The sequence below is a fragment of the Thermotoga sp. Cell2 genome (genome assembly GCF_000789375.1).
GTDB classification, from domain to species: domain Bacteria; phylum Thermotogota; class Thermotogae; order Thermotogales; family Thermotogaceae; genus Thermotoga; species Thermotoga petrophila.
Genome location: NZ_CP003409.1, coordinates 280,796 through 300,388, shown reverse-complemented (window position 1 = coordinate 300,388; position 19,593 = coordinate 280,796). Strand labels below are relative to the sequence as shown.

The following is a 19,593-nucleotide window of genomic DNA, read 5'->3' as shown; positions in this document are numbered from 1 at the left end:
GTGCGCTTTGTCTCGATTAGAGATATCAGGAACAATCCAGCAGTGCTCTGGAAAGACAGTGAAGCGGTCATCACAGTGAATGGAAAGCCGAAGGCTGTTGTCATGAGAATCGATGGAGATCCAAAAGAAATTCTGGATTTCATAGAAAAGATGAGAGTTCAAATGGCTGTTGAGAAATTACGGATGTTTTCTCTGGAAAAAGGATTGAACAATCTCTCAGATGATGAAGTTGAAAAAATAGTTAGAGAAGAAAAACGAAGGTGTTCTCCTGAATAATGAATTTGAATTCATCTATCCCGGTATTATCAAAGACGCGGCAGGTATCGAAAGGGGCAACAGTTTTTCAAACCGGCAGAGTATAATAAATAATTGGAAAAACTCTCAGTGAAGGGTGGTATTGATTTGGAGAGAAGCAAAGACTGGTTGGATGCGGCAAAAGATGATCTGGAGCATGCAAAACACGATTTGGAGCACGGCTTCTACAACTGGGCATGCTTTTCTTCCCAGCAGGCAGCAGAAAAAGCTGTGAGAGCTGTGTTCCAGAGAATGGGTGCGCAGGCATGGGGACATTCTGTAGCGGATTTGCTCGAGGAACTCTCCAGCCATTTTGAAATTCCTGAAGAACTCATGGATTTCGCCCTCGAACTGGACAAAGCCTATATCCCCACCAGGTACCCGGATGCCCTTCCTTCCGGATCTCCCAGAAACAGGTACTCCAGAACCGAAGCCGAAAGGCTGGTGGACTATGCCGAAAAGATCGTCAGATTCTGCGAAGATCTTCTATCCAGAATATGATCGGGAAAAGGTCCTGAAGATAATCAGAAACTCCCTTCCACAGCTTTTGAAGGTACTTCCTGTAAAGCTTGTTGTGCTTTTTGGCTCTTATGCAAAGGGAAATTTCACCGCCTTCAGTGATATCGATCTCCTCGTGGTGTACGAAGATCCAATCAGAGAAGACGCCTACAAGATAGTGAAAAAGACCATCAAATTGAGAGGTCTCGAACCCCACGTTTATTCCCTGAGTGAATACAAACAGATAGAAACGACCATCGCAAAGATGATCGAAAACGGAGTGGTTGTTTACAGGAAAGAAGATATTTGAAGAAGCGCCACAATTGAGAGCTTTTGTGCTTGAGAGTGTTGAAATATCTGATATTGAATCCAGAGATTATGTTCATCTTCTCTCCCTGGTCTGTCTACCAGAACACTCAAAAGATCAGCCACTGCTTTCTTCACAAGATCACCCCTGTTCTGTTTTCTGTTTTGTTTAGATTATACTACAAATCCCTATCCACATCTCGACATCGTCGACAAACTCGACAAACACCGGACAGGTTCGACAGATTTCTCAAGCGGACGTGACTTGAAAATCAAACACGTCGATATTTATCGAATTGATTCGATAAATTCGTACGTTTTTATCGAATGAGATAGATAAATTCGAACGAATATGGTAAAATAGAATGAGATCTCTCCAGGGAGTGGTTCGCAGTGAGAATGGACGAGCTTTACATTATGAATCCGTGGTGGCGAGATCCAGGGGTCATAAACACTGATCGGCACATATCGATGTTCGAAAACAGCACATTCAAATATTTCCCAGAAAATCTCTTTAAGAAGATTCCGTCGAACAAACCCGGGATATACACAATAAGAGGGCCTCGCCAGGTAGGAAAAACTACGTTCTTAAAACTCTACATAAGGAAGCTTTTAAGAGACGGTGTGAAACCATCGAACATTTTCTTTTTCACATGCGATGCCGTGAAAGATAGGTTCGAATTGATAGAAACGATGAAGACCTATTTTCAGATTTTCGAAAGGAAAGCCGGTGAAACAAGATACCTATTCATAGATGAGATAACCGCGGTGGAAGACTGGCAGAAATCCATCAAATATCTGGCAGATATCGGTTTACTTGAAAATTCCCTCCTCATACTCACAGGTTCCTCTGCTTTTGATCTGAAGAGATCAAGCGAAAGACTTCCAGGAAGAAAGGGTTACGGTGAAGACCTGGTTTACCTTCCTCTCACCTTCGGAGAATTTCTGGAAAGTCTTGGAATCTCAGTGGAAAGAATGTCAGTGGATGATATCTTCTCGAAAAGCGAGGAAGAACTTCGAATTCTATATCTCAAGAACTCTTTTCTGAAGGAATACTTCCTGAAATACCTGAACACAGGTGGATTTCCAAAAGTGATAGATGTTTTCCTGAAGAAAGGTCAAATTGACGAAATCACAAAGGGGATTTATCGGGATTTCATCCTGGGGGACGCGGAGAAATACCTGGGGTCGAGGATTAAGGTCATAGAGATCTTCAAAAAACTTCCGGATATAGTGGGACAGCGTTTTTCATGGAATTCTCTTGTTGACATATTCAGCGGTGCTATAGAGAGCGTTGACACGATTCAGAAATATTTCGAGTATCTTGGTTACAGCTTCATTCTGATGAACGTGTTTTTCGTGGATATTTCCAGAAAAACCGTCAGATTGAAGAAGCAGAAGAAGACGTATCCCATCGATAGAATTGTAGCCGATATCATTGAAGAGATCAGCGGAAAGCAGATCAAGCTTCCTCAAATCATAGAAATGATAACTCTCAGACATCTTCTTGGAGACGGCAAGACCTTGCAAAATGGAACAAATCTCTACAGCGGACCGTTTTTCTGGTACTCAGATCGTGGAAATGAAATAGATTTCGTTTTCGAACACAAAGGTTCCTTGATACCGGTGGAGGTTAAATACCAGAACAAGATACATAGATCTGACTACTTTGGAATGAAAAGAGTCTTCAAAAAAGGAATTCTCGTTACCCAGGAGACAATTTTCAAAGATGAAGATATCGTAGCCATCCCCGCGTGGCTTTTCTTTGCTGTGTTCGAAAGAGACTGACCTACAGAAAGGTCAAATTTTCCAAATTTTGACCTGTGGGTGGGTCAAATCGAACTATAGTTTCTCCAATGAAGTTCTACTAATGATTTTCGGAATTTTAAGTTCTGTATTGATATATGATACATCAGCATGAGAGCGGACGCTGCAAAATAAACACTGTCAAACATTTCGTGAAAGAGATCGATATCGATTAGCTTGGAACTGGAAAATAAGGAACTTTTCTGCGATCGGGAGAACACGTTAAAAGGTGCTTTCCTTTTGATCCGGAGGAGATCTCGTTTTCGATTGGTGATGAGACAAAGCTTCAAAATTAATGATGTTGTGAAAGTTCAATTCGCAAATTCAGGCTGGTTGTCGAATGAATCAATTAGGATAAAAGAACTTGTTTAGTGTACTTAGACTGAGAATTGGGAGTGAACCCATGAAACTGGGGGAAGATTATTTTCCAAACTTTTTCACATACTCAGGAAATTTTTTCAGTAATTCTTTCTCTTTTTCTAAAGGCATTCTTCTTTTGGGTTCTCCCGGGGGAATGTCTTTGAATGGATTTACTGGGTTCGCAAGGAATTCATCGAATCTTGATAGGACATCTATTTCATTTTCGTAGTGTCTTCTTGCCAATGTAGATATGCTGTCAGCTTTGTAAACATTTGTGGGAACAACAGCGATTATCTCTCCACTATCGACTTCCTCATTTATGAAGTGTAGTGTAACACCTAAAGGCTTCATTTCGTAAATTGACCATTTGAATGCATCAAGCCCTCTAACGGCAGGAATGATTCCTGGATGACAATTGATAATCTTTTTACCTTCAACACACTCTTTGGATAGTAGTCCTGCTCCAAGTATGAGGTACAGATCGCAAGAATTATCAATATCTCTATCGCTCTCACAGATGATATAGGGTATGTTGTGTGCTTCTGCTATTACCTGTGGCGGCACAGCTTCTGTCTGATCAGGTCTGTGTGCAAACAACACTTTTCTCTTTGGACGATTGACAAAAGGCAAAGCATAAATTTTGTATTTGTAGGGCTTATGCAATAAGCGCTGTATAACTTGCTCTGTTTTTAAATTCGGTATGTTGAGTTTTGTTCTATCGCGAAGATTGCTGATATATGATACATCAGAATGGGAGTGGATGATAATACAGTAAAAATTAAGGAAAGACCCTGCTATCTGATAGAACTGGGGAAGGTAGACTGTCTTCCTCTGGTTTCTACCGTGCCTTCGTAATTCTTCATCTCTCCCACTGGGATTTTCACAAGTGTTGCAGTTGAAACGCTTTTCCGAAAAGATCATACTTGACAGCATGGTGATGTGTGGTGGTGTATTCGCTGGTGTGATGAAGCTATCAGGATGCTTTGGCGTTTAAGGTGATTCCAATCTGTAAAAGCGGAGATTTGTGCGTGATATACAGCATACTGTTCTGCTGATAGTTTTCTTTTTCTTGCATGTGAGCCGATTTGCTACAGTAGAGAAAACACCATTCTGTAATTTGGGTTTCAAGGAACCTTGGAGATGTAGGATCTAATTGTGATGAAGTATGGATTTCAGAAAATCAATACCAATTGACACCACTTTCAGGAATTCACTTTTGTAGGCAAAGATTGTGACAAAAACACCAAAAACAGATGAAAGAACAGGCAAAATTAGATTCTGGGAGAACGTATGCAACGTCGCTGAGAGGACAAAGAGTGAGACAAGATAGTAGACTTTCTTCAAATCGTATGGAACGGGGTACAACCTTTTAGAGATAATGGATTCGACTGTGAACAATATTATAAAAGAAAGACCCGTCGACATGGCTGCACCTTTTGCACCAACCAGTGGAACCAACAAAAAATTTCCCAAAAGATTGAAAAATGCTGTTATTCCATTACATATCATTAACCAGTATGTTTTCCCCGAAAAGTCAATTCCACGCCCGATGATTGTTATAAGGGTTGTCATTACAGGATACAATATGAGGAAAGGAGAAATAGCAGCAGCTGATCTATACGACTTTGCAAGGAAAAGGTAGATAAAATCTTTCAAAGAAAGGAGTAGGAAACCAATGGTAAATACAAAAAAAGTTACATAGTCAAAAATTCTTTTGAAAACCATTTTATTGTCAGGGTTTTTTTCATATTGTTCATATGCAATGGGAAACCAAAGTGTAGAAAAACCAGTTGTAAACAAGCTCATCGCTGAAACGATTTTGAATGCTGCAGAATACAAGCCTATATCAGAAAAACTCGTGTACAGACGAAGAACAATTCTGTCTATCCAGCTTAGAAACCACCAGAGAAGACCAGAGAAAGCAAAAGGATACCCATACTTTATGATTTCAAAGACGAGTTTTTTGTCCATTTTTATAGGGAACCAATAGGACCTTTCAAAGAACATACCGACAACAAGTGCCACAACGTTTGAGAAAAGCTGTGCGTACAGCAGAGCATAGAAGTCACGACTCACGAGTAAAGCGTAGAGAACAATAAAACCCATCTGGCTCAAAGACTGAATCATCTGAATCGCTGAGAAAAGAATAGCTCTTCCTTTGGATTTCACAAGGTTCAGATTGAATGTCTGGAAAATGCCCGTTATGAGTGTTGCAATCAAAATAATGTGGACTTTTGACTCAGAAGTTCCCACAAGAAAGGAATTTATGGGAGATCTGAAGATGAAAACAACAAGACTCACCAGGATACTAAAAAGAACTGGTGGGACAAGACTGCTCCACAAAAGAACTGGTTTTTCCTCTTCCGATTTTTGTGGAAAAAATCTGAGAAAAGATTGCGGTGTACCAAGGAGACTGATGAGAAGAACAATGGAATACACAGAGGAGAACATTGAAGCTTTTCCAAACTCTCCAGGATTGATGAGCCAGGTTGTGATGGGTGTGATGAAGAAAGAGATGAGCGCTCTGAACCAGGTCCCAAGAGAAAAGGAAATGTATTTTTTCAAAAGATTGTGTTCGTTGAGAGTCATTTAGATCCTCCCTGACGACCATTGATCTCGTTTATCATCCGATCAACCAGATGTTTTGGTGAAGTATCCGGTATTTTGAATACCAACTCGGGATTTCCGAAAGCTTTATAGACTCCCAGATTCTTTATCCGGTAATAATCTTCCATGTATACCGCAGCTGATGGAACACCAGTGGACAATGAGAAGATATTAAAATGATAGGACATTCCTATTGTAAAGCAGCATTTTGCTATTACTCCCTTTATCATTTCTGGTGTTAAATTTTCTATCTCTACAATATCACTGAGGAAAGTACCGTAAACCTTTCCTTTTAAGAATTCATTGTCTATGTATTTTCTTGTTCCACCGTACGCTATGGGGATAAAAAGAGGTTCGTATCCACGTTCTTTCAAATATGATACTAATCTCGCCACGTAGTCAATCAGCACCTCTTCATCTTTCCATGGTCTTACACACAAGCCAACGTATCTTCCTCTCAGAAGAAATACGGATCCATCTGTTGGTATATACCACGCGTCATCTTTAGAAAGTTTTACATTTTGATGTTTCTTTCTTAAATACTCGTACGAAAGAAGTTCCCGAACGTAGAATACATCCGACATCTTTACAATTTTGTTGACCAGATGCTCTATCAATATTCTTGTCTTTCCGTAAAAGGGTCCTACACTCTGCGGTCTAAATTCTACGTATTTTCCTTTTTTTCTGAATTCTCTAACCATTGAGAAAATATTGACCACATGAAAAGGATATAAGCTGTTTAAATTACCTCCACCTGAGATATATAGGGCATCAAAAGCAGAAATGTCCAAGCCTGGGGTAGAAAACCCAGATAATTCGATAACGAGATTTTTCAGGGAAGTTGTGGGAATTTTTATGAATTTGACATCCGGAAATCTTTTCTTGGCTTCTTCCACCTCATATGTTGCAACAGTTACACTGTGTCCTCTATCGATTAGTGATTTATATATTGCTTTAAACATCGCTTCATCTCCAAAATTTTTACTTCCCACTATTGCTATCAGGAGGATTTTCATTTATGAACCTCCTTTAAAATTAAGGCGTTCACCCTTCTCAAGTCACCGTTATCAACAGAAGAGAAATGTTCTTTCAAGACCTCTATCACTTCATCTATCAGCTTCTGCATTTCTTTCCAAAGATACGGTTTTCTGATTTTGAGAGTTCGTAAAGATCTTTTGTAACACTGAACGTATTCCCAAAAAATTTTGTCTTTCTTCTCTGGATAGAACTTCGCTATCATATATCTTCTATAAGCAAACCTCATCATCAAGGCAGCCTTGTTTGGAAGACTTTTCAAACCAGAGGGAATGTGCTTCAACTTTGCCGATGGTATCGTAAGGAGTTTCATTCCTTTTTTGAACAATCGGTACGAAAATTCCAGATCTTCCCCCAATCCATATAGTATGAAATTCTCATCGAATCTTTCATTTTTAATGTACCCTACTCTGTAACTCATGTTGCATCCGCTCAACCACTCTGAGCGAACGGGATGAAGTGGAGGAAAATGAGGATAGGTATTTACGAAGCATCTTGTTACAACAGGTCGCAGAGTAATAGGTGTTGCATTTACAACTTTAAATAGAAAACCTCTCAAACCACCCTGATTTTCTATGAATCCCTGACATCCTGCTAATTCCCTATCGTTTTCAAATGTTCCTATGATTTTTCTAGGTAATCTTTGTGAAGCACAACATCATCATCAAGGAATGTAATTACATCGAAATCCCCCGAACGTTCAAGGATTTCATTTCGAGCTTTCGTCAATCCTTTATAGTCAACTTTAAGGTATTCTATGTTCAACTTATCCATAAATTCTTTTGTTGCTTTCCATGTTTCATCATTATCACTTTGATCAACGATGAGAACTTTATCAGGAATGATTGTATTCCTGGAGATAGACTCCAGTGTTTTTGAAAGCTGCTTGGCTCTGTTTAAAGTGGGAATTCCCACTAGAAGTTTTAATTTCTTTAATCTCATTCTATCACCTTCAAATAAACATCTATTTCTCTCCTCACAATTTCTTTCCAAGTGAATCCTTTCGCTCTTTCCAGGATTCTGTTTACATCGTATCCTTCTTTTAAAACCTCAATCACTCTTTTTGCGAATCTCTCTTCGAATTGATCTCCTTCTTCAATAACGTACTCTGGAAATCCTATCGCTTCTGGTATCCCTCCGTTACTGCTTCCAATCACACATGTACCACAGGCCTGCGCTTCAAGAACGACACAGGGCCACCCTTCATTTCTGCTTGGAAGCACCATCACGTCCATTGCGTTCATATATTTTGCCACATCTTTCTGTGGAAGTCTTCCTGTGAAGATTATATTCAAACCTTTCGTTTCTTTTTCGATCTTTTCCCTCAACGGCCCGTCTCCAACTACGATGAAGAGAGTCTCTGGTATCTCTTTTGCAATGAGACGGAATATTTCTCCCAACTTATCTGCCCTCTTTATCGGTATGAGATTTCCCACAAAGCCCACGTACCTGTAGCCCTCTCTGTGTATCCCGAGTTCTTTTCTTACAGCTTCTTTGTCCACGGGTTTGAATATCGTCTCGTCGTAGCCATTTGGAATTACAACAGCATTTTTGCCGGAAAATCCCATAGATTTTGCTCTTTCAAGAAGTGCTCTGCTGACGAATATGGTGGCTGATGCCTTTTCAAGAACGTCTACATATATCTCTTTTCTGTGTGGCATAAGGATATTGACATCACTTCCATGGAGAGTAACAACAAAAGGTTTTCCATACTTTTCTGCCAGGATCTTTGCTATCAAACCCGCTGGGACACTGTACATTCCATGAGCGTGAATCAGATCGTACTCTCTGAGATCGAACGATCGTTCGATAGCTCTGACAAATCGCTCTGCAATTTTCACAAAATAGATTCGAGAGATTTTGTTCATCAGTACTGTATGCAAGTTTCGATGGATCAAAACAGGTTTGAACTTCACTCCTTCGTGTTTTTCTAATGGATATTCTCCATCCTGTTTCTTCAAGAGTTTCTTCAATAGAAATACCGATTTACTGTTCTCATAGGCCGGTGAAACAGCGTCGAAGTTCACACCATAGGTCTTGTAATGCTTCAATCTCTGAACAATGAAGATGCCTGAATTTGGATTTGAAACCTTTGGAAAAAGATTGGTGATGAGGAGAGTGTTCATGTTTTGAGATTGCCTCCGGTATTCTTAGATTTTGTGGAGCGTGAAATCCTATTTTATGATATCTCAAAAGCAGTTATTAAAAAATAATCCCCTTTGCAGGGGATTTCTTTTTGCTAATACAAGAAGCATATCGGAATCAATCACTAAATTCGAGCGTTCCTTTCACGAAACACAGATCTGGCAAATTGTAGAACCTGTTTGAGATATTTCCTTTGTAATACAAGCAAAATTGCTACTATTATTCCTTGGAACGTATACATGAGGATTGTGTTTTCAACAAGCAACAAGACAAGCGTTTGACAGATCAAGAGTATACTTGAAAAGGTCAAGTGTTTCTTATCAATTTCCACCTGTGCCAGTTTTCTTGTGTGGTAGATCCTCGCAAGCCACATGGAAATGTATGCCAGAAAAGAAGAAACAGAAGCAGCTTGAATACCAAGGAATCTTATCAACGCAAGTATGGACATGAGCTTTATTCCTGCCGCGATGACTGAAGTTGAAAAAGCGCCAATAGTTTTCTTCGAGGCCGTGTAGTTTACACCGTAAAAGGTAGCAAAAGTGTTGTAAACTGCTCCAAGGAAAAGGAAAGGTACATATTTCCAGCTTTCTGCAAAAGCTTTACCAACAAATACATTCATAAAGGGTTTAACAATCAAGAAAAACAACGAAGATAAGAGAAACATAGCACTTGAAATCACACCAAAGACCCTTCCGAAAAAGACGCTGTAGCTTTCTTTGCCGTATTCTTCCATTGCTGAAAGCTGCCAGGCCTGAAAGAAAATGCTGTACAGCACAGTCAGTAATGCTGGAAACCTTGCTGCCACAGAGTAAATACCTGTCGATTCGTATCCAAGGAAATATGCGATTATATACCTGTCTGCTGCGGTAACAATCCACCACATAATACCGTTGGGCATCAAAGGTACAGAATAAGCAAGCATCTCTTTCAAAAGTGTTTTGTTCAGTTTCAAACGAATCTGCTTGTACAAACCAGCAAATACTATTATGAAAAGCGAAGAAGCCAATGAGGCAAAAATATTTGACAGAAGATACGCTTTTATACCGAGTTTAAGTCCAACAAGGAGAATCAAATTACTGATTATAAAAACAAGAGAGTAAAGAATATCACTGAGAACATATAGTTTTATTTTTTCTATGCCACGGATGTACTGTCTGACGATTTCCCTGAGAATTGTTAGATAGAAAATTGCATAGAAGTAAGTTCTGTATTCTGAAAAAACGCTTATTTTTATGAGAACTGGATAAAGAGATAAAGAAAAAACAATTGCAATTGTCGAAAAAAGGATAGCAGAGGATAGAAGATCTTCGCTTTTTTGTTCTTTGCGAAGCTCGACAGCGAATCGGAAAACCGCTTCAATGATCTGGAGAGAAAGGATAGGAACTAACAGCGAAACAGTTGTGTTTATAACATCCAGTTTGCCAAAATCCTCTGGGATCATGTATCTAGTAAAAATTGGTAACATCAAGAAACTTATGCTCCGTGAACCAATATTTCCTATAGCGAAAAGAAAAGTATTTACCGCTAGTTTCTTGTATTGTTTCATTTAAGAACCTCCATGATTCAACTCTCTCTATTTATGTGTGAAATTGTTTAAAAAATCCTTCAAAACGTCGAAATGCTTACTTAAGGATCTTGCTTTGTCAATATTTGCATTATCAAAGCAATCTACCTTTTTCAAAATTTGATCTAACAAGAAAAATACCTCATTTGTGGTTAATTTATCCCAAAATATCTTTTTTCCAGAAAAACCAAGATCCTCAAGAAGGTTTTCAGTTTTTTCTGAATAGATGATGGGATAGCAAGGTATTTTTTGTATTAGAGATAAAACAATTGAATGAAATCTAGTACCTATAATATAAGAACATTCCGAAAATTTATTCACAAAGCTTTGTATATCGCCATCGAAAATCACAACTTCAATTTTTTTGTGTTTTTCTGGATGATTTACTAACTTGAAAATTTCTATAGCTGAAAGTGTATCGTTTTCACTGCCAGAATCGAATGCAAAAAGTCTCACTTTATTTCCAGTCTTAGAAATATATTCTTCAATCAGGCGAGCTATTTGAACTAAAAAATTATAATTTTTCTCTGGATAGACTATTGACCTATAAACACTTATCCCAAGAATTTCTGCAGAACTTTTAGTATTTTCTTTTTTTAAGGGGGAAGCTTCAAATCCAAAGACTATATCGGGAAAAAAATAGTAATTCCCTCTTTTCTTTATTCTAGACACAAATTCATATGATTTCCTATCTCTAACAGTTATTAGATCTGATATTTTTATTATCTGCTTGATAAAAAACCATCCTATTTTTTCCTAACTGGTCCTATGTTACATCCCAATATTATTATCCTTTTCCCTAATAACTTGATATAGGAGTAGAATAACAATTTTTTAAAGTAATAGTATAGATATCTGTAATTGTGAATTTGAAAAATAGATCCTCCAATCCATATTATTCCATCACAATCTTTTATTATCTTGTGCTTCTTATTATCGACTGCTTTGAAATTTTTATATTTAAGAAAATCTGATATAAATGTTCTATCTCTAACATTGACAAAAAACTCTATGTCGCGAAATTTCGATAATAGCATATGAACCATTATATCGTCACCAAAATTTCTATCGAAATAAGCTTCTAATAAAAATTTCATAGTTTCACCTCCATTTCTACAATTTGTACACAAACCTTCGTTAATTTTAGGAGTATAAAAAACCTCTTCAGAAAGAACATATCCACGGTTTTTACCGGACAAGTGTTGTAACATACGAAGCAACCCGAACAATAGTTACAAGTAGTATGCGAGATTTATCTTTACTCATAAAAAACAACCTCCTATTCTGTTTGCTAGATAACTCAATTTTTGCTCAACTCCAAGGAGTCGAAACTATAATCCTCTACACTTCATTTTTACTGTAGAAAAATTTTTTAACCTTGAAAGGTAAGACCAGGTATTCAAAGAAACATAAGGGGAGATCTTGAATAACCAAAAATAGATTTTTTGTCTGAATGTAACCTTTGAAATCAGCCTTTTTATAGATTTAACGTCACTTAGTACCAATTGATATAATCTAGGATAATTTTGTCGTAAATTTTTCAGGAATCTTCCAGCTGTGATAGAGTTTCTTTCTAAATAACATCGAACATTGTACAGGAAATTGAAAAGTGACCACTCTTTGATAGCTTGTAATATATCGTTTATAAATTCATTAGTTGTTTTCAAGCCTTTGTAATCCTCACAAAGTTTATTAATAGCAAAATAAAAATCAAAAAGCTTGAAGTCGTTCATTTTAGTTATTGAACCAGGGTGTTGAACATAAAAGGATAATACTTTATTAATCACAAGCACTTTTGGGTTTTTCAAAAGGACTTCCCATTCAAATGCGAGGTCTTCTCCAGTGTAATATCTCTCATCATAAACCAAACCATTTCGATTCAAAAAATCCCTGGAATAAGCAGCACTACCGGTCCATATCCATAGTTGCTTCTCAATTAAAATTTTTCGAAGAACAACAAATCCATTTAATGAATTATAAGAGCCACTAAATTGCCATGGGAACTGCTTCTTCAAAGCAGAGCCTGATTCATCAACCATTAAAAATTTCCAACAGAAAACATCAGCCTTTTCTATGGATGAAGCTTTTTTCAATTCTTCTACCAAAGTCGGTGCAATATAATCGTCTCCATCAAGAAAGATCACGTATTGTCCTTGAGCCTCTTTCAAACCTCTATTTCTTGCAGAGCTTGGACCACCATTTTCTTTAGAGATGATCTTATAGTTTTTGAAACCACTGTTAGAAAGTACTTCATAAGCCACTTGTTCTGTTTGATCTGTGGAACCATCATTAACAACTATTATCTCAAGATCCCTATCCGTTTGAGAAAGCAAACTTCGAAGTGTCCTGGATATGTATTTCTCCACGTTATAAGCAGGTATTACGAAGCTTACAAACATGTATCTAACCTCCTCTTTCACCTTCTTGCCCTTAATGAAATCCAAGCAGTTGTGTCAAATACGCAAGATTTGCCTGTACACACCTATTTCCTTTCCCACTATATTTTTCCAGGTAAATTCTTTTACTCTCTCCAGAATTCTGTTCATATCGTATCCTTCCTTTAGAACTTCAACCACTCTTTTTGCGAATCTTTCTTCAAACTGATCTCCTTCCTCGACAACGCATTTTGGAAATCCTATCGCCTCTGGTATCCCTCCGTTGCTGCTTCCAATCACACATGTTCCACAAGCTTGGGCTTCTATTACAACAGCACCAAAACCTTCTTCTCTGCTTGGAAGCATCATCACATCCATTGCGTTCATGTACTTTGCCACATCTTTCTGTGGAAGTCTTCCTGTAAAGATGATGTTCAAGCCTTTCGTTTCTTTTTCGATCTTTTTTTCTCAACGGCCCATCTCCAACTATGATGAAGAACATCTCTGGTATCTCTTTTGCAATGAGATGGAATATCTCTCCCAGTTTATCTGCTCGCTTTATCGGTATGAGGTTTCCTACAAAGCCCACGTAGTGTGTGTTTTCTTTGTATATTCCAAGTTCTTTTCTCACGGTGTTTTTGTCCATGGGTTTGAACACATCCGGGTCGTACCCGTTTGGTATCACAGTTGCGTTTTGACCAGAATAGCCAAAAGATTTTGCCTTCTCAAGAAGTGCTCTGCTTACAAAGATGCATCTTGCGGCGTTTTCTAGAGTTTCCAGGTATATATCTCTCACATCACGTCTTGCCATGTTCAGGTTCACATCGCTTCCATGAAGCGTCACAACGTAAGGAACGTTCCAGATCTCAGAGACCTTCCTTGCAACAACACCTGCTGGTGCGGGAAGATACATCCCGTGTGCGTGGATGACAGTGTGTTTTGGAAAGTTTTGAACGACCTGTTCAGCAAATCGATCCGTGAGGTTTTCAAGTGCTCTTTTCATTGTCCAGAACTTCTGAACAACTACATCAAAAAGCCCTCTTTCAACAAAAACAGGCTTGAAAGACACTCCTTCCAGCCCTTCAAGAGGGACTTCAGAAGGTTTGCGTAGAAGGCTTCTTAGAAGGCTTAGAATGCTTCCTTTATTCCTGAACGCCAGCGAAACGGCTGTGAAGTCGACATCGAGTTTTTGATACTCCTGCAATCTTTTGGCAATGAAGATACCGGAGAATGGATTTGTCTTTATTGGGAAGATGTTGGTTATTACTAACGCTTTCAACTTTTTCCCTCCTGCGACGTTTTTGATCTCAGTTAATTAAGCGACCCCAAGATATTACAACAAGTTTTTAACTTATCTAATTGAAACTATTTCTGATTCCTTCATACTTGAAACCGAATTCAATAGTCTTTCTTAGATTAATTACATTTCTTGGGCTTTTATTATTGCTTCAGCACACCCTCTAATGGTCTCATGAATCATTCTTGAAATATCTTGTTCCACGATTTTTAATTGATTGATGATAACAATTGCTAATTTCCTATATCATCGACCTCAACATTTAGAACAATTCTAGCATAAACAATACACTTTCTTTCGAATTATTAACAAATTTATTATATAAATCTCGTATTACTCCTGTTCTCTCAATCTCTGTTGAACAGATCTCTAGTGTAAACCTTCTCTTTCACATCATTCAATTCGGTCGACATTCTGTTGGCCAAGATCAGGTCGCACATTTGTTTAAATTCTTCTAAGTTGTTGACCACAGGAATTTCTTTGAAAGTCTTTTCCTTTATCAGTGGTTCATAAATGATAATTCTAAATTGACCATACTCTTTCAAAAGATCCAGTATATCGAGAATGGAGGAATTTCTAAAGTTGTCGGAATCTTTTTTCATGGTGAGCCGATAAATACCCACAGTTTTTGGTTTCTTTTTTATAACCATATCAGCTATATGACGTTTCCTGGTTTGATTCGACCTTACAATAGCAGTTATAATTTCATGAGGTATTCCATTGAATTGAGCGGCAAGTTGATTTGTATCTTTTGGTAAGCAGTATCCTCCGTAGCCAAAAGAGGGGTTGTTGTAGTGGTTTCCTATCCTTGGATCCAAACAAACTCCCTCTACGATTTCTCTGGTGTTCAATCCTTTGAGTTCAGCAAAGGTGTCCAATTCATTGAAAAAAGCCACTCTCATTGCCAGATAAGCGTTTGAAAAAAGTTTTATAGCCTCGGCCTCTGATGAACCTGTAAGAAGAACGGGGACGTCTTTTTTTATGGCTCCTTGAAGCAGAAGATCTGCGAATTTTCTTGCCCTTTCTGATTTTTCTCCCACCACTATCCTGGAAGGATATAAATTGTCATGAAGTGCTTTTCCTTCTCTAAGAAATTCTGGTGAAAACACTATCCTGTCTGTGTTAAACCGCTTTTTCATGTTCTCTGTAAATCCAACGGGAACTGTTGATTTTATGACAATGAGAGCTTTATCATTGTACTTGATTGCATCCTCCAGAACCTGTTCCACAGAACTTGTATCAAAGCCATTTTTGTTGTGATCGTAATCAGTTGGAGTGGCAATGATTATGTAGTCGGCATTACTGTAGGCTTTTTCTTTGTCCAGAGTAGCTTCTAGATGTAAGGTTTTGTTTCTCAGAAAATAATCGATGTCAGGATCTCTTATACTTGTTTTATCATACTCATTTTCTGAGGGTTTATATCTAAAACCGTTATCTCATTGTGCTGAGCCAAGAATACTGCCAGCGATAATCCAACATATCCCGCTCCGACAACTGTTATTTTCCATGGCACAATATCAGCCTCCCCTTAGTAAATCTTCATAGAGATTTTCAAACTTTTTAATGTGAGATGTTAGTGAGAATTCCAGCATGTGCTCTTTTAAATCCATCATTTTTTCAAACCACGCATCTTTGTTATAGAAATACTTGTTCAATATTGAAAGGAACCCATTGTAATCCTCAAAAATCAGAGATCTGTCTCCTATGACTTCAGGAATGCCCCCCCAATGACTTCCTATTGGTAAACATCCATTATAAAAACCTTCCACAAGCACTCTACCGAACGTTTCTTGGCACAAAGAAGGCAAGATTACAATATGATGATCCTTCATAAGACATTCGACCTTTTCATGAGGTAACCATCCCGTGATCTGTACGTTTCCCTTTTCAATGAAGTCTTTCAGAGATTCTTCCAAATATGACCTCAATGGTCCATCACCCACGAGAGTCATGTAAATTCTTCCACGGAAAGTTTCATAAGCTTTTACGTACCATTCACTTAAAATGTGAACCCCTTTATGTTTTGAAAAAGTTCCAACATAAATGATTCTCAATAGATTTTCTTCATCCTTTTTCCTGTTGATGAGGTTCATCCACTCTCTTTCATTGAAATCTTTTCCAACAGTATTTGGAATGACAATCTTCCTGGTCGATATATCTTCACCAAATTTTTTCATCATTGTGCCGGATGGGAAATGAACCACATCACTTCTTGAGACCACTCTTGCTATGTAAGCATGCCAAATTGGTATTTTTCTTCCTGTAGAAGTAATGCCCAGTAAAAAATTATCATGGATTGACTGTACTATTTTTATATTTCTCTTTTTTAGCAAGGTATATATCTTGTTCAAAGGGAACCCTACTACATTGTTTAGATGAACAATATCTGGATTATATTCATTAATTATTCGCTCTAATTCTTCTATGAGTTTTTTATGGTATGAGGCAAGGACCATTGATAAACGGATTTTCAAACTTGCTATCTTACTTTGCTTGGCTGGCAAGTTGAATAACGTCTCTGAAAGATGCGGAATATAACGTCTTATAACAAAAACGTCGCTTATGGTATCCTCTGAATCATGTTTGTCTATAGTAAAAACAAACACCTTGTGACTGTGAGCCATATTTTCAGCAAGTATTCTCAGAGATATCTCTGCACCCCCTCTTTCGTGGGGATAGTAAAACTGGCTAATGTATAGTAATCTCATCTTATACCTCCTTGCCAAATTAGTTCAAGGTCATTAATCTTAAATCCTCACAATGAGCAAAACCTCTGCTTTTGGGTGATTTCAATACAACTATACTGGAATTGTCTGAAAACTTTTCCTTCAAAACCTCATAGTCATTGTTAGGAGAAGCATTATCAACGACCACTATCTTATGTAGTGGCACGGTTTGATTGAGAAGGGTTTTCACGCATTCTATTGTGTGATGGAAACCGTCATAGTTCACCAAGATAGTAGCAGTTTTCCGCATCATACTAAAGCATCTCCTTATTGATTAGGTTTTATCTTCTCGTAGCGAAAACATCGTTGATAGTGTCATGAAGATCATTAGAATAATATCCCTAATACCAGGTTTATCCAGTCTGAATACAAGAATCATTTGAAGAGAATATTCCTATATGGTATAAATACAAACTCCCCGGTTTCTATTGGAATGAAAAACAAACCGTATACATACTGAGTTAGAAAATAAATGGTAAATAAATACAGCCATAGTAATCGTTCATGAGGGTCCCTGATGGATTTTAAGATATTTGGAACTACGGATAATTGAAATATCAGGAAATAATACGCAAGCCTTGTTATTACTGGATTATGACTAGAGAAAATTATAAAACTTCCTAGAATCAGCAAATTTAACTGAGTAATTGTTATGTTTCTATAGTAATCCGTTTTCTTTGTAGAATAGCAGAACACAAATATCAATAATGCACAAAATAACATATAGATGGTAACTTTTAAGGGATCTACAGTTTCGCTTGCAAAGATATAAGCCCAATACTTGCGGGGAAACACCGGGAGAAAAAGAGTTAGAATATATTTCGTGATTTCAAGTTGTCCTATTAACACCCCTATTGTTAAAAATCCAAGATAGTAGCACATGGGGTACTTCTTACGCAGTAGCCGATAAACAATAAAGAATAGTGCAGTTGCAAAGATAGCTGAATAGTGTACGAATGAAGCAAATATAAAGAATATCCATGAAACCCTTTTCTTTCCCGTCAAAAACAATCCAATTGCAAAGAAAAATATTGCCACTGCTAAAGTTTGTCTCATTTCTACAAAGGTGTTCAAAAAGAATCCTGGAATTGTCAGATAAATAAAGAAGGAATATAGGTAATCCTTAGATAACAATTTTGCACCGAGTATTACAAACAAAACTGTTAATAAGAAGTTTATAAAACTCATAGCATAAAAATTTGCATGTACTGAATTCAATAAGCTTGAAAGAAAAATGAAAAATGGTTCTATACTGGTAAAAGAAAGTGCTTTATAATTTCTATACATCGCTTCATACCTTACAAAATCAGGACTCATAATGTCTTTGAAACCACCAAAAAATATGATCACACTCAAAACCAGGTACCACAAGTACTTTCGAAAGAATTTTGGAAATGCAAAAATTAGTAGATAAATGAAGATGACGAGAAGATAAGGCCATATATAAAATCCCATTTCAAAGAAAAATCTTATTCTTTCCATGTGTTTGAATCCTCCAATTGCTGGATCAAGTTCAAATACAAGTTTCCGAGCCTATAAGAAGAAAACGATTTAAAAAGAGTATTTTGAAAGCTTTTAGGTTTTCCTTGTAATAGTATTTCTTTTATGCTTAATGCTATTTCGTCTACGGACCAAGGATCAAACACTGCTATTTCATCCCCCAGAATTTCACGCAAAACAGGTATGTTTGAAGTGATAACTGGGCAACCACATGCAAGCGCTTCAAGCGGTGGATAACCAAACCCTTCGTAGAACGACGGAAAGACAAATAATTTCGCATGCTGGTATAGATTTATTATCACTTCGTCCGATGGACTTACAATTTGTATTACGTGATCACTCAATCCTTTTTCTTCGATAAGTCTATCGATTTCGTCAACCTTTTTCCTTTATCTTTACCCCCGGCTATTACAAGCTTACAGTTGATTTCGTCCTTTATGAGAGAGTAAGCTAAAATAAGATTCCGCAGGTTCTTATGCTTTTTTCTGTTGCCTACAAACAGAATATAGTCTTCTTTTATGATTGGTTCAGTTTTCTGAGAACACTTATGAACAAATTCGGGCGACAAGAAGTTGTAGATCACTTTTACCTTTTCTTTAGATTGGGGAAATTTTTTCAGCAATTCATCTCTTGTGGCCTTAGATGGAACTACGATGAATCTTGATTTTTCAACTGCCTTTTTCAAGAACAACAAAAACAAATATTTCTTTAGAATATTGCGGTCCCACCAGGCTGTCAAAGGACATAAGTCATGAACAGTCACTATTGTATTTTTTGGAACATAGAAAGGTAGATTTACATGTGGAAACCAGAATACTTTGCAACCGTTTTTTTCGAGTTCTTTGACAACTTTACTTGTATAATACAAATCCCTCAAGTTGAACCTTCCTTGTTTTATGAATACAGGTCTTACGTTAGAGTATTTGCCAAATTCCGAAAGCCAATCTTCTTTGAACAATATTGGAACAGTTGTGTATATTTCCCAATCAGTTTCATCTGCTATAAGTTTAAGGAGATTAGAATAGTATCTTCCAATGCCAGTTCCCTTGTAAAAAGATCCGTCTATGAAAATCTTCACAA

The 19,593-nt window shown here is 37.4% G+C and carries 19 protein-coding genes and 2 pseudogenes; 4 read left to right on the top strand and 17 right to left on the bottom strand.

Going from position 1 to position 19,593, the window contains the following annotated elements; genetic code table 11:
- The 4 genes from CELL2_RS01610 (at nt 1) to CELL2_RS01595 (ending at nt 2,886) form a co-directional block, all read left to right on the top strand.
- Nucleotides 1–276 (top strand): type II toxin-antitoxin system Phd/YefM family antitoxin, encoded by a 276-nt coding sequence (locus CELL2_RS01610; protein ID WP_008192469.1) that lies wholly within the window; start codon nt 1–3, stop codon nt 274–276.
- A 126-nt stretch (nt 277–402) separates the two neighbouring features.
- Entirely contained in the window at nt 403–795 is a 393-nt protein-coding gene (locus CELL2_RS01605) for a HEPN domain-containing protein (protein ID WP_235231253.1), read from the top strand.
- Nucleotides 746–1,102, top strand: coding sequence for a nucleotidyltransferase domain-containing protein (locus CELL2_RS01600; RefSeq protein WP_029683144.1), 357 nt, complete (start codon nt 746–748; stop codon nt 1,100–1,102). Before CELL2_RS01605 ends, CELL2_RS01600 begins: the two co-directional genes overlap by 50 nt.
- Before the next feature lie 389 nt (nt 1,103–1,491).
- Nucleotides 1,492–2,886: an ATP-binding protein gene (locus tag CELL2_RS01595; RefSeq protein ID WP_029683143.1), complete on the top strand. Its 1,395-nt coding sequence runs from the start codon at nt 1,492–1,494 to the stop codon at nt 2,884–2,886.
- Between the two features lie 438 nt (nt 2,887–3,324).
- Here the strand turns inward: CELL2_RS01595 and CELL2_RS09080 are convergent, their stop codons facing one another.
- The 17 genes and pseudogenes from CELL2_RS09080 to CELL2_RS01510 all read right to left on the bottom strand — a co-directional run bounded on the left by CELL2_RS09080 (nt 3,325) and on the right by CELL2_RS01510 (nt 19,591).
- Entirely contained in the window at nt 3,325–4,185 is an 861-nt protein-coding gene (locus tag CELL2_RS09080) for a formyltransferase family protein (RefSeq protein WP_162178791.1), read from the bottom strand.
- Nucleotides 4,186–4,413: 228 nt separating this feature from the next.
- Nucleotides 4,414–5,853, bottom strand: a complete 1,440-nt coding sequence (locus CELL2_RS01585) for a lipopolysaccharide biosynthesis protein (RefSeq protein ID WP_029683400.1) — start codon at nt 5,851–5,853, stop codon at nt 4,414–4,416.
- Entirely contained in the window at nt 5,850–6,887 is a 1,038-nt protein-coding gene (locus tag CELL2_RS01580; protein WP_038033751.1) for a polysaccharide pyruvyl transferase family protein, read from the bottom strand. Before CELL2_RS01580 ends, CELL2_RS01585 begins: the two co-directional genes overlap by 4 nt.
- Nucleotides 6,884–7,327 (bottom strand): glycosyltransferase family 2 protein, encoded by a 444-nt coding sequence (locus CELL2_RS01575; protein WP_039446199.1) that lies wholly within the window; start codon nt 7,325–7,327, stop codon nt 6,884–6,886. The genes CELL2_RS01580 and CELL2_RS01575 overlap by 4 nt, the downstream gene beginning before the upstream one ends.
- 200 nt (nt 7,328–7,527) lie before the next feature.
- Nucleotides 7,528–7,848: a glycosyltransferase family 2 protein gene (locus CELL2_RS01570; RefSeq protein ID WP_039446198.1), complete on the bottom strand. Its 321-nt coding sequence runs from the start codon at nt 7,846–7,848 to the stop codon at nt 7,528–7,530.
- Entirely contained in the window at nt 7,845–9,032 is a 1,188-nt protein-coding gene (locus tag CELL2_RS01565) for a glycosyltransferase family 4 protein (RefSeq protein ID WP_038033755.1), read from the bottom strand. The genes CELL2_RS01570 and CELL2_RS01565 overlap by 4 nt, the downstream gene beginning before the upstream one ends.
- A 143-nt stretch (nt 9,033–9,175) precedes the next feature.
- Nucleotides 9,176–10,597 carry a lipopolysaccharide biosynthesis protein gene (locus CELL2_RS01560; protein ID WP_038033757.1) on the bottom strand — a complete coding sequence of 474 codons (1,422 nt, stop codon included), beginning with the start codon at nt 10,595–10,597 and terminating at the stop codon, nt 9,176–9,178.
- 27 nt (nt 10,598–10,624) lie between these two features.
- Nucleotides 10,625–11,338 carry a polysaccharide pyruvyl transferase family protein gene (locus tag CELL2_RS01555; protein ID WP_256380511.1) on the bottom strand — a complete coding sequence of 238 codons (714 nt, stop codon included), beginning with the start codon at nt 11,336–11,338 and terminating at the stop codon, nt 10,625–10,627.
- 23 nt (nt 11,339–11,361) lie between these two features.
- Nucleotides 11,362–11,712: a polysaccharide pyruvyl transferase family protein gene (locus CELL2_RS09770; protein WP_039446196.1), complete on the bottom strand. Its 351-nt coding sequence runs from the start codon at nt 11,710–11,712 to the stop codon at nt 11,362–11,364.
- Nucleotides 11,713–11,946: 234 nt separating this feature from the next.
- Nucleotides 11,947–13,014, bottom strand: a complete 1,068-nt coding sequence (locus CELL2_RS01545; RefSeq protein ID WP_081980985.1) for a glycosyltransferase family 2 protein — start codon at nt 13,012–13,014, stop codon at nt 11,947–11,949.
- A 54-nt stretch (nt 13,015–13,068) separates the two neighbouring features.
- Nucleotides 13,069–14,269, bottom strand: a pseudogene (locus CELL2_RS01540) (glycosyltransferase family 4 protein).
- 365 nt (nt 14,270–14,634) lie between these two features.
- Nucleotides 14,635–15,800 (bottom strand): annotated as a pseudogene (locus CELL2_RS01535) (nucleotide sugar dehydrogenase).
- Nucleotides 15,801–15,804: 4 nt separating this feature from the next.
- Nucleotides 15,805–16,995: a glycosyltransferase gene (locus tag CELL2_RS01530; RefSeq protein WP_038033762.1), complete on the bottom strand. Its 1,191-nt coding sequence runs from the start codon at nt 16,993–16,995 to the stop codon at nt 15,805–15,807.
- A 19-nt stretch (nt 16,996–17,014) separates the two neighbouring features.
- Nucleotides 17,015–17,263, bottom strand: coding sequence for a glycosyltransferase (locus tag CELL2_RS09875; RefSeq protein WP_369700512.1), 249 nt, complete (start codon nt 17,261–17,263; stop codon nt 17,015–17,017).
- Between the two features lie 125 nt (nt 17,264–17,388).
- On the bottom strand, nt 17,389–18,495 hold the full coding sequence (locus tag CELL2_RS01520; RefSeq protein ID WP_038033765.1) for an EpsG family protein: 1,107 nt from the start codon (nt 18,493–18,495) through the stop codon (nt 17,389–17,391).
- Nucleotides 18,483–18,857, bottom strand: coding sequence for a glycosyltransferase (locus tag CELL2_RS09870; protein WP_039446195.1), 375 nt, complete (start codon nt 18,855–18,857; stop codon nt 18,483–18,485). The genes CELL2_RS01520 and CELL2_RS09870 overlap by 13 nt, the downstream gene beginning before the upstream one ends.
- Complete coding sequence (locus CELL2_RS01510) at nt 18,854–19,591, bottom strand: glycosyltransferase (protein ID WP_039446194.1); 738 nt, start codon at nt 19,589–19,591, stop codon at nt 18,854–18,856. The genes CELL2_RS09870 and CELL2_RS01510 overlap by 4 nt, the downstream gene beginning before the upstream one ends.
- Nucleotides 19,592–19,593 lie beyond the last annotated feature (2 nt).

Excerpts from the sequence above, each read along its gene's own strand:
- CELL2_RS01565 (WP_038033755.1), bottom strand. The coding sequence starts at position 9,032 with ATGAACACTCTCCTCATCACCAATCTTTTTCCAAAGGTTTCAAATCCA.
- CELL2_RS09080 (WP_162178791.1), bottom strand. The coding sequence starts at position 4,185 with ATGATCTTTTCGGAAAAGCGTTTCAACTGCAACACTTGTGAAAATCCC.
- CELL2_RS01600 (WP_029683144.1), top strand. The coding sequence starts at position 746 with ATGCCGAAAAGATCGTCAGATTCTGCGAAGATCTTCTATCCAGAATAT.
- CELL2_RS01580 (WP_038033751.1), bottom strand. The coding sequence starts at position 6,887 with ATGAAAATCCTCCTGATAGCAATAGTGGGAAGTAAAAATTTTGGAGAT.
- CELL2_RS01560 (WP_038033757.1), bottom strand. The coding sequence starts at position 10,597 with ATGAAACAATACAAGAAACTAGCGGTAAATACTTTTCTTTTCGCTATA.
- CELL2_RS09875 (WP_369700512.1), bottom strand. The coding sequence starts at position 17,263 with ATGCGGAAAACTGCTACTATCTTGGTGAACTATGACGGTTTCCATCAC.
- CELL2_RS01585 (WP_029683400.1), bottom strand. The coding sequence starts at position 5,853 with ATGACTCTCAACGAACACAATCTTTTGAAAAAATACATTTCCTTTTCT.
- CELL2_RS01545 (WP_081980985.1), bottom strand. The coding sequence starts at position 13,014 with ATGTTTGTAAGCTTCGTAATACCTGCTTATAACGTGGAGAAATACATA.
- CELL2_RS01575 (WP_039446199.1), bottom strand. The coding sequence starts at position 7,327 with ATGAGTTACAGAGTAGGGTACATTAAAAATGAAAGATTCGATGAGAAT.
- CELL2_RS01520 (WP_038033765.1), bottom strand. The coding sequence starts at position 18,495 with ATGGAAAGAATAAGATTTTTCTTTGAAATGGGATTTTATATATGGCCT.
- CELL2_RS01570 (WP_039446198.1), bottom strand. The coding sequence starts at position 7,848 with ATGAGATTAAAGAAATTAAAACTTCTAGTGGGAATTCCCACTTTAAAC.
- CELL2_RS09770 (WP_039446196.1), bottom strand. The coding sequence starts at position 11,712 with ATGAAATTTTTATTAGAAGCTTATTTCGATAGAAATTTTGGTGACGAT.
- CELL2_RS01530 (WP_038033762.1), bottom strand. The coding sequence starts at position 16,995 with ATGAGATTACTATACATTAGCCAGTTTTACTATCCCCACGAAAGAGGG.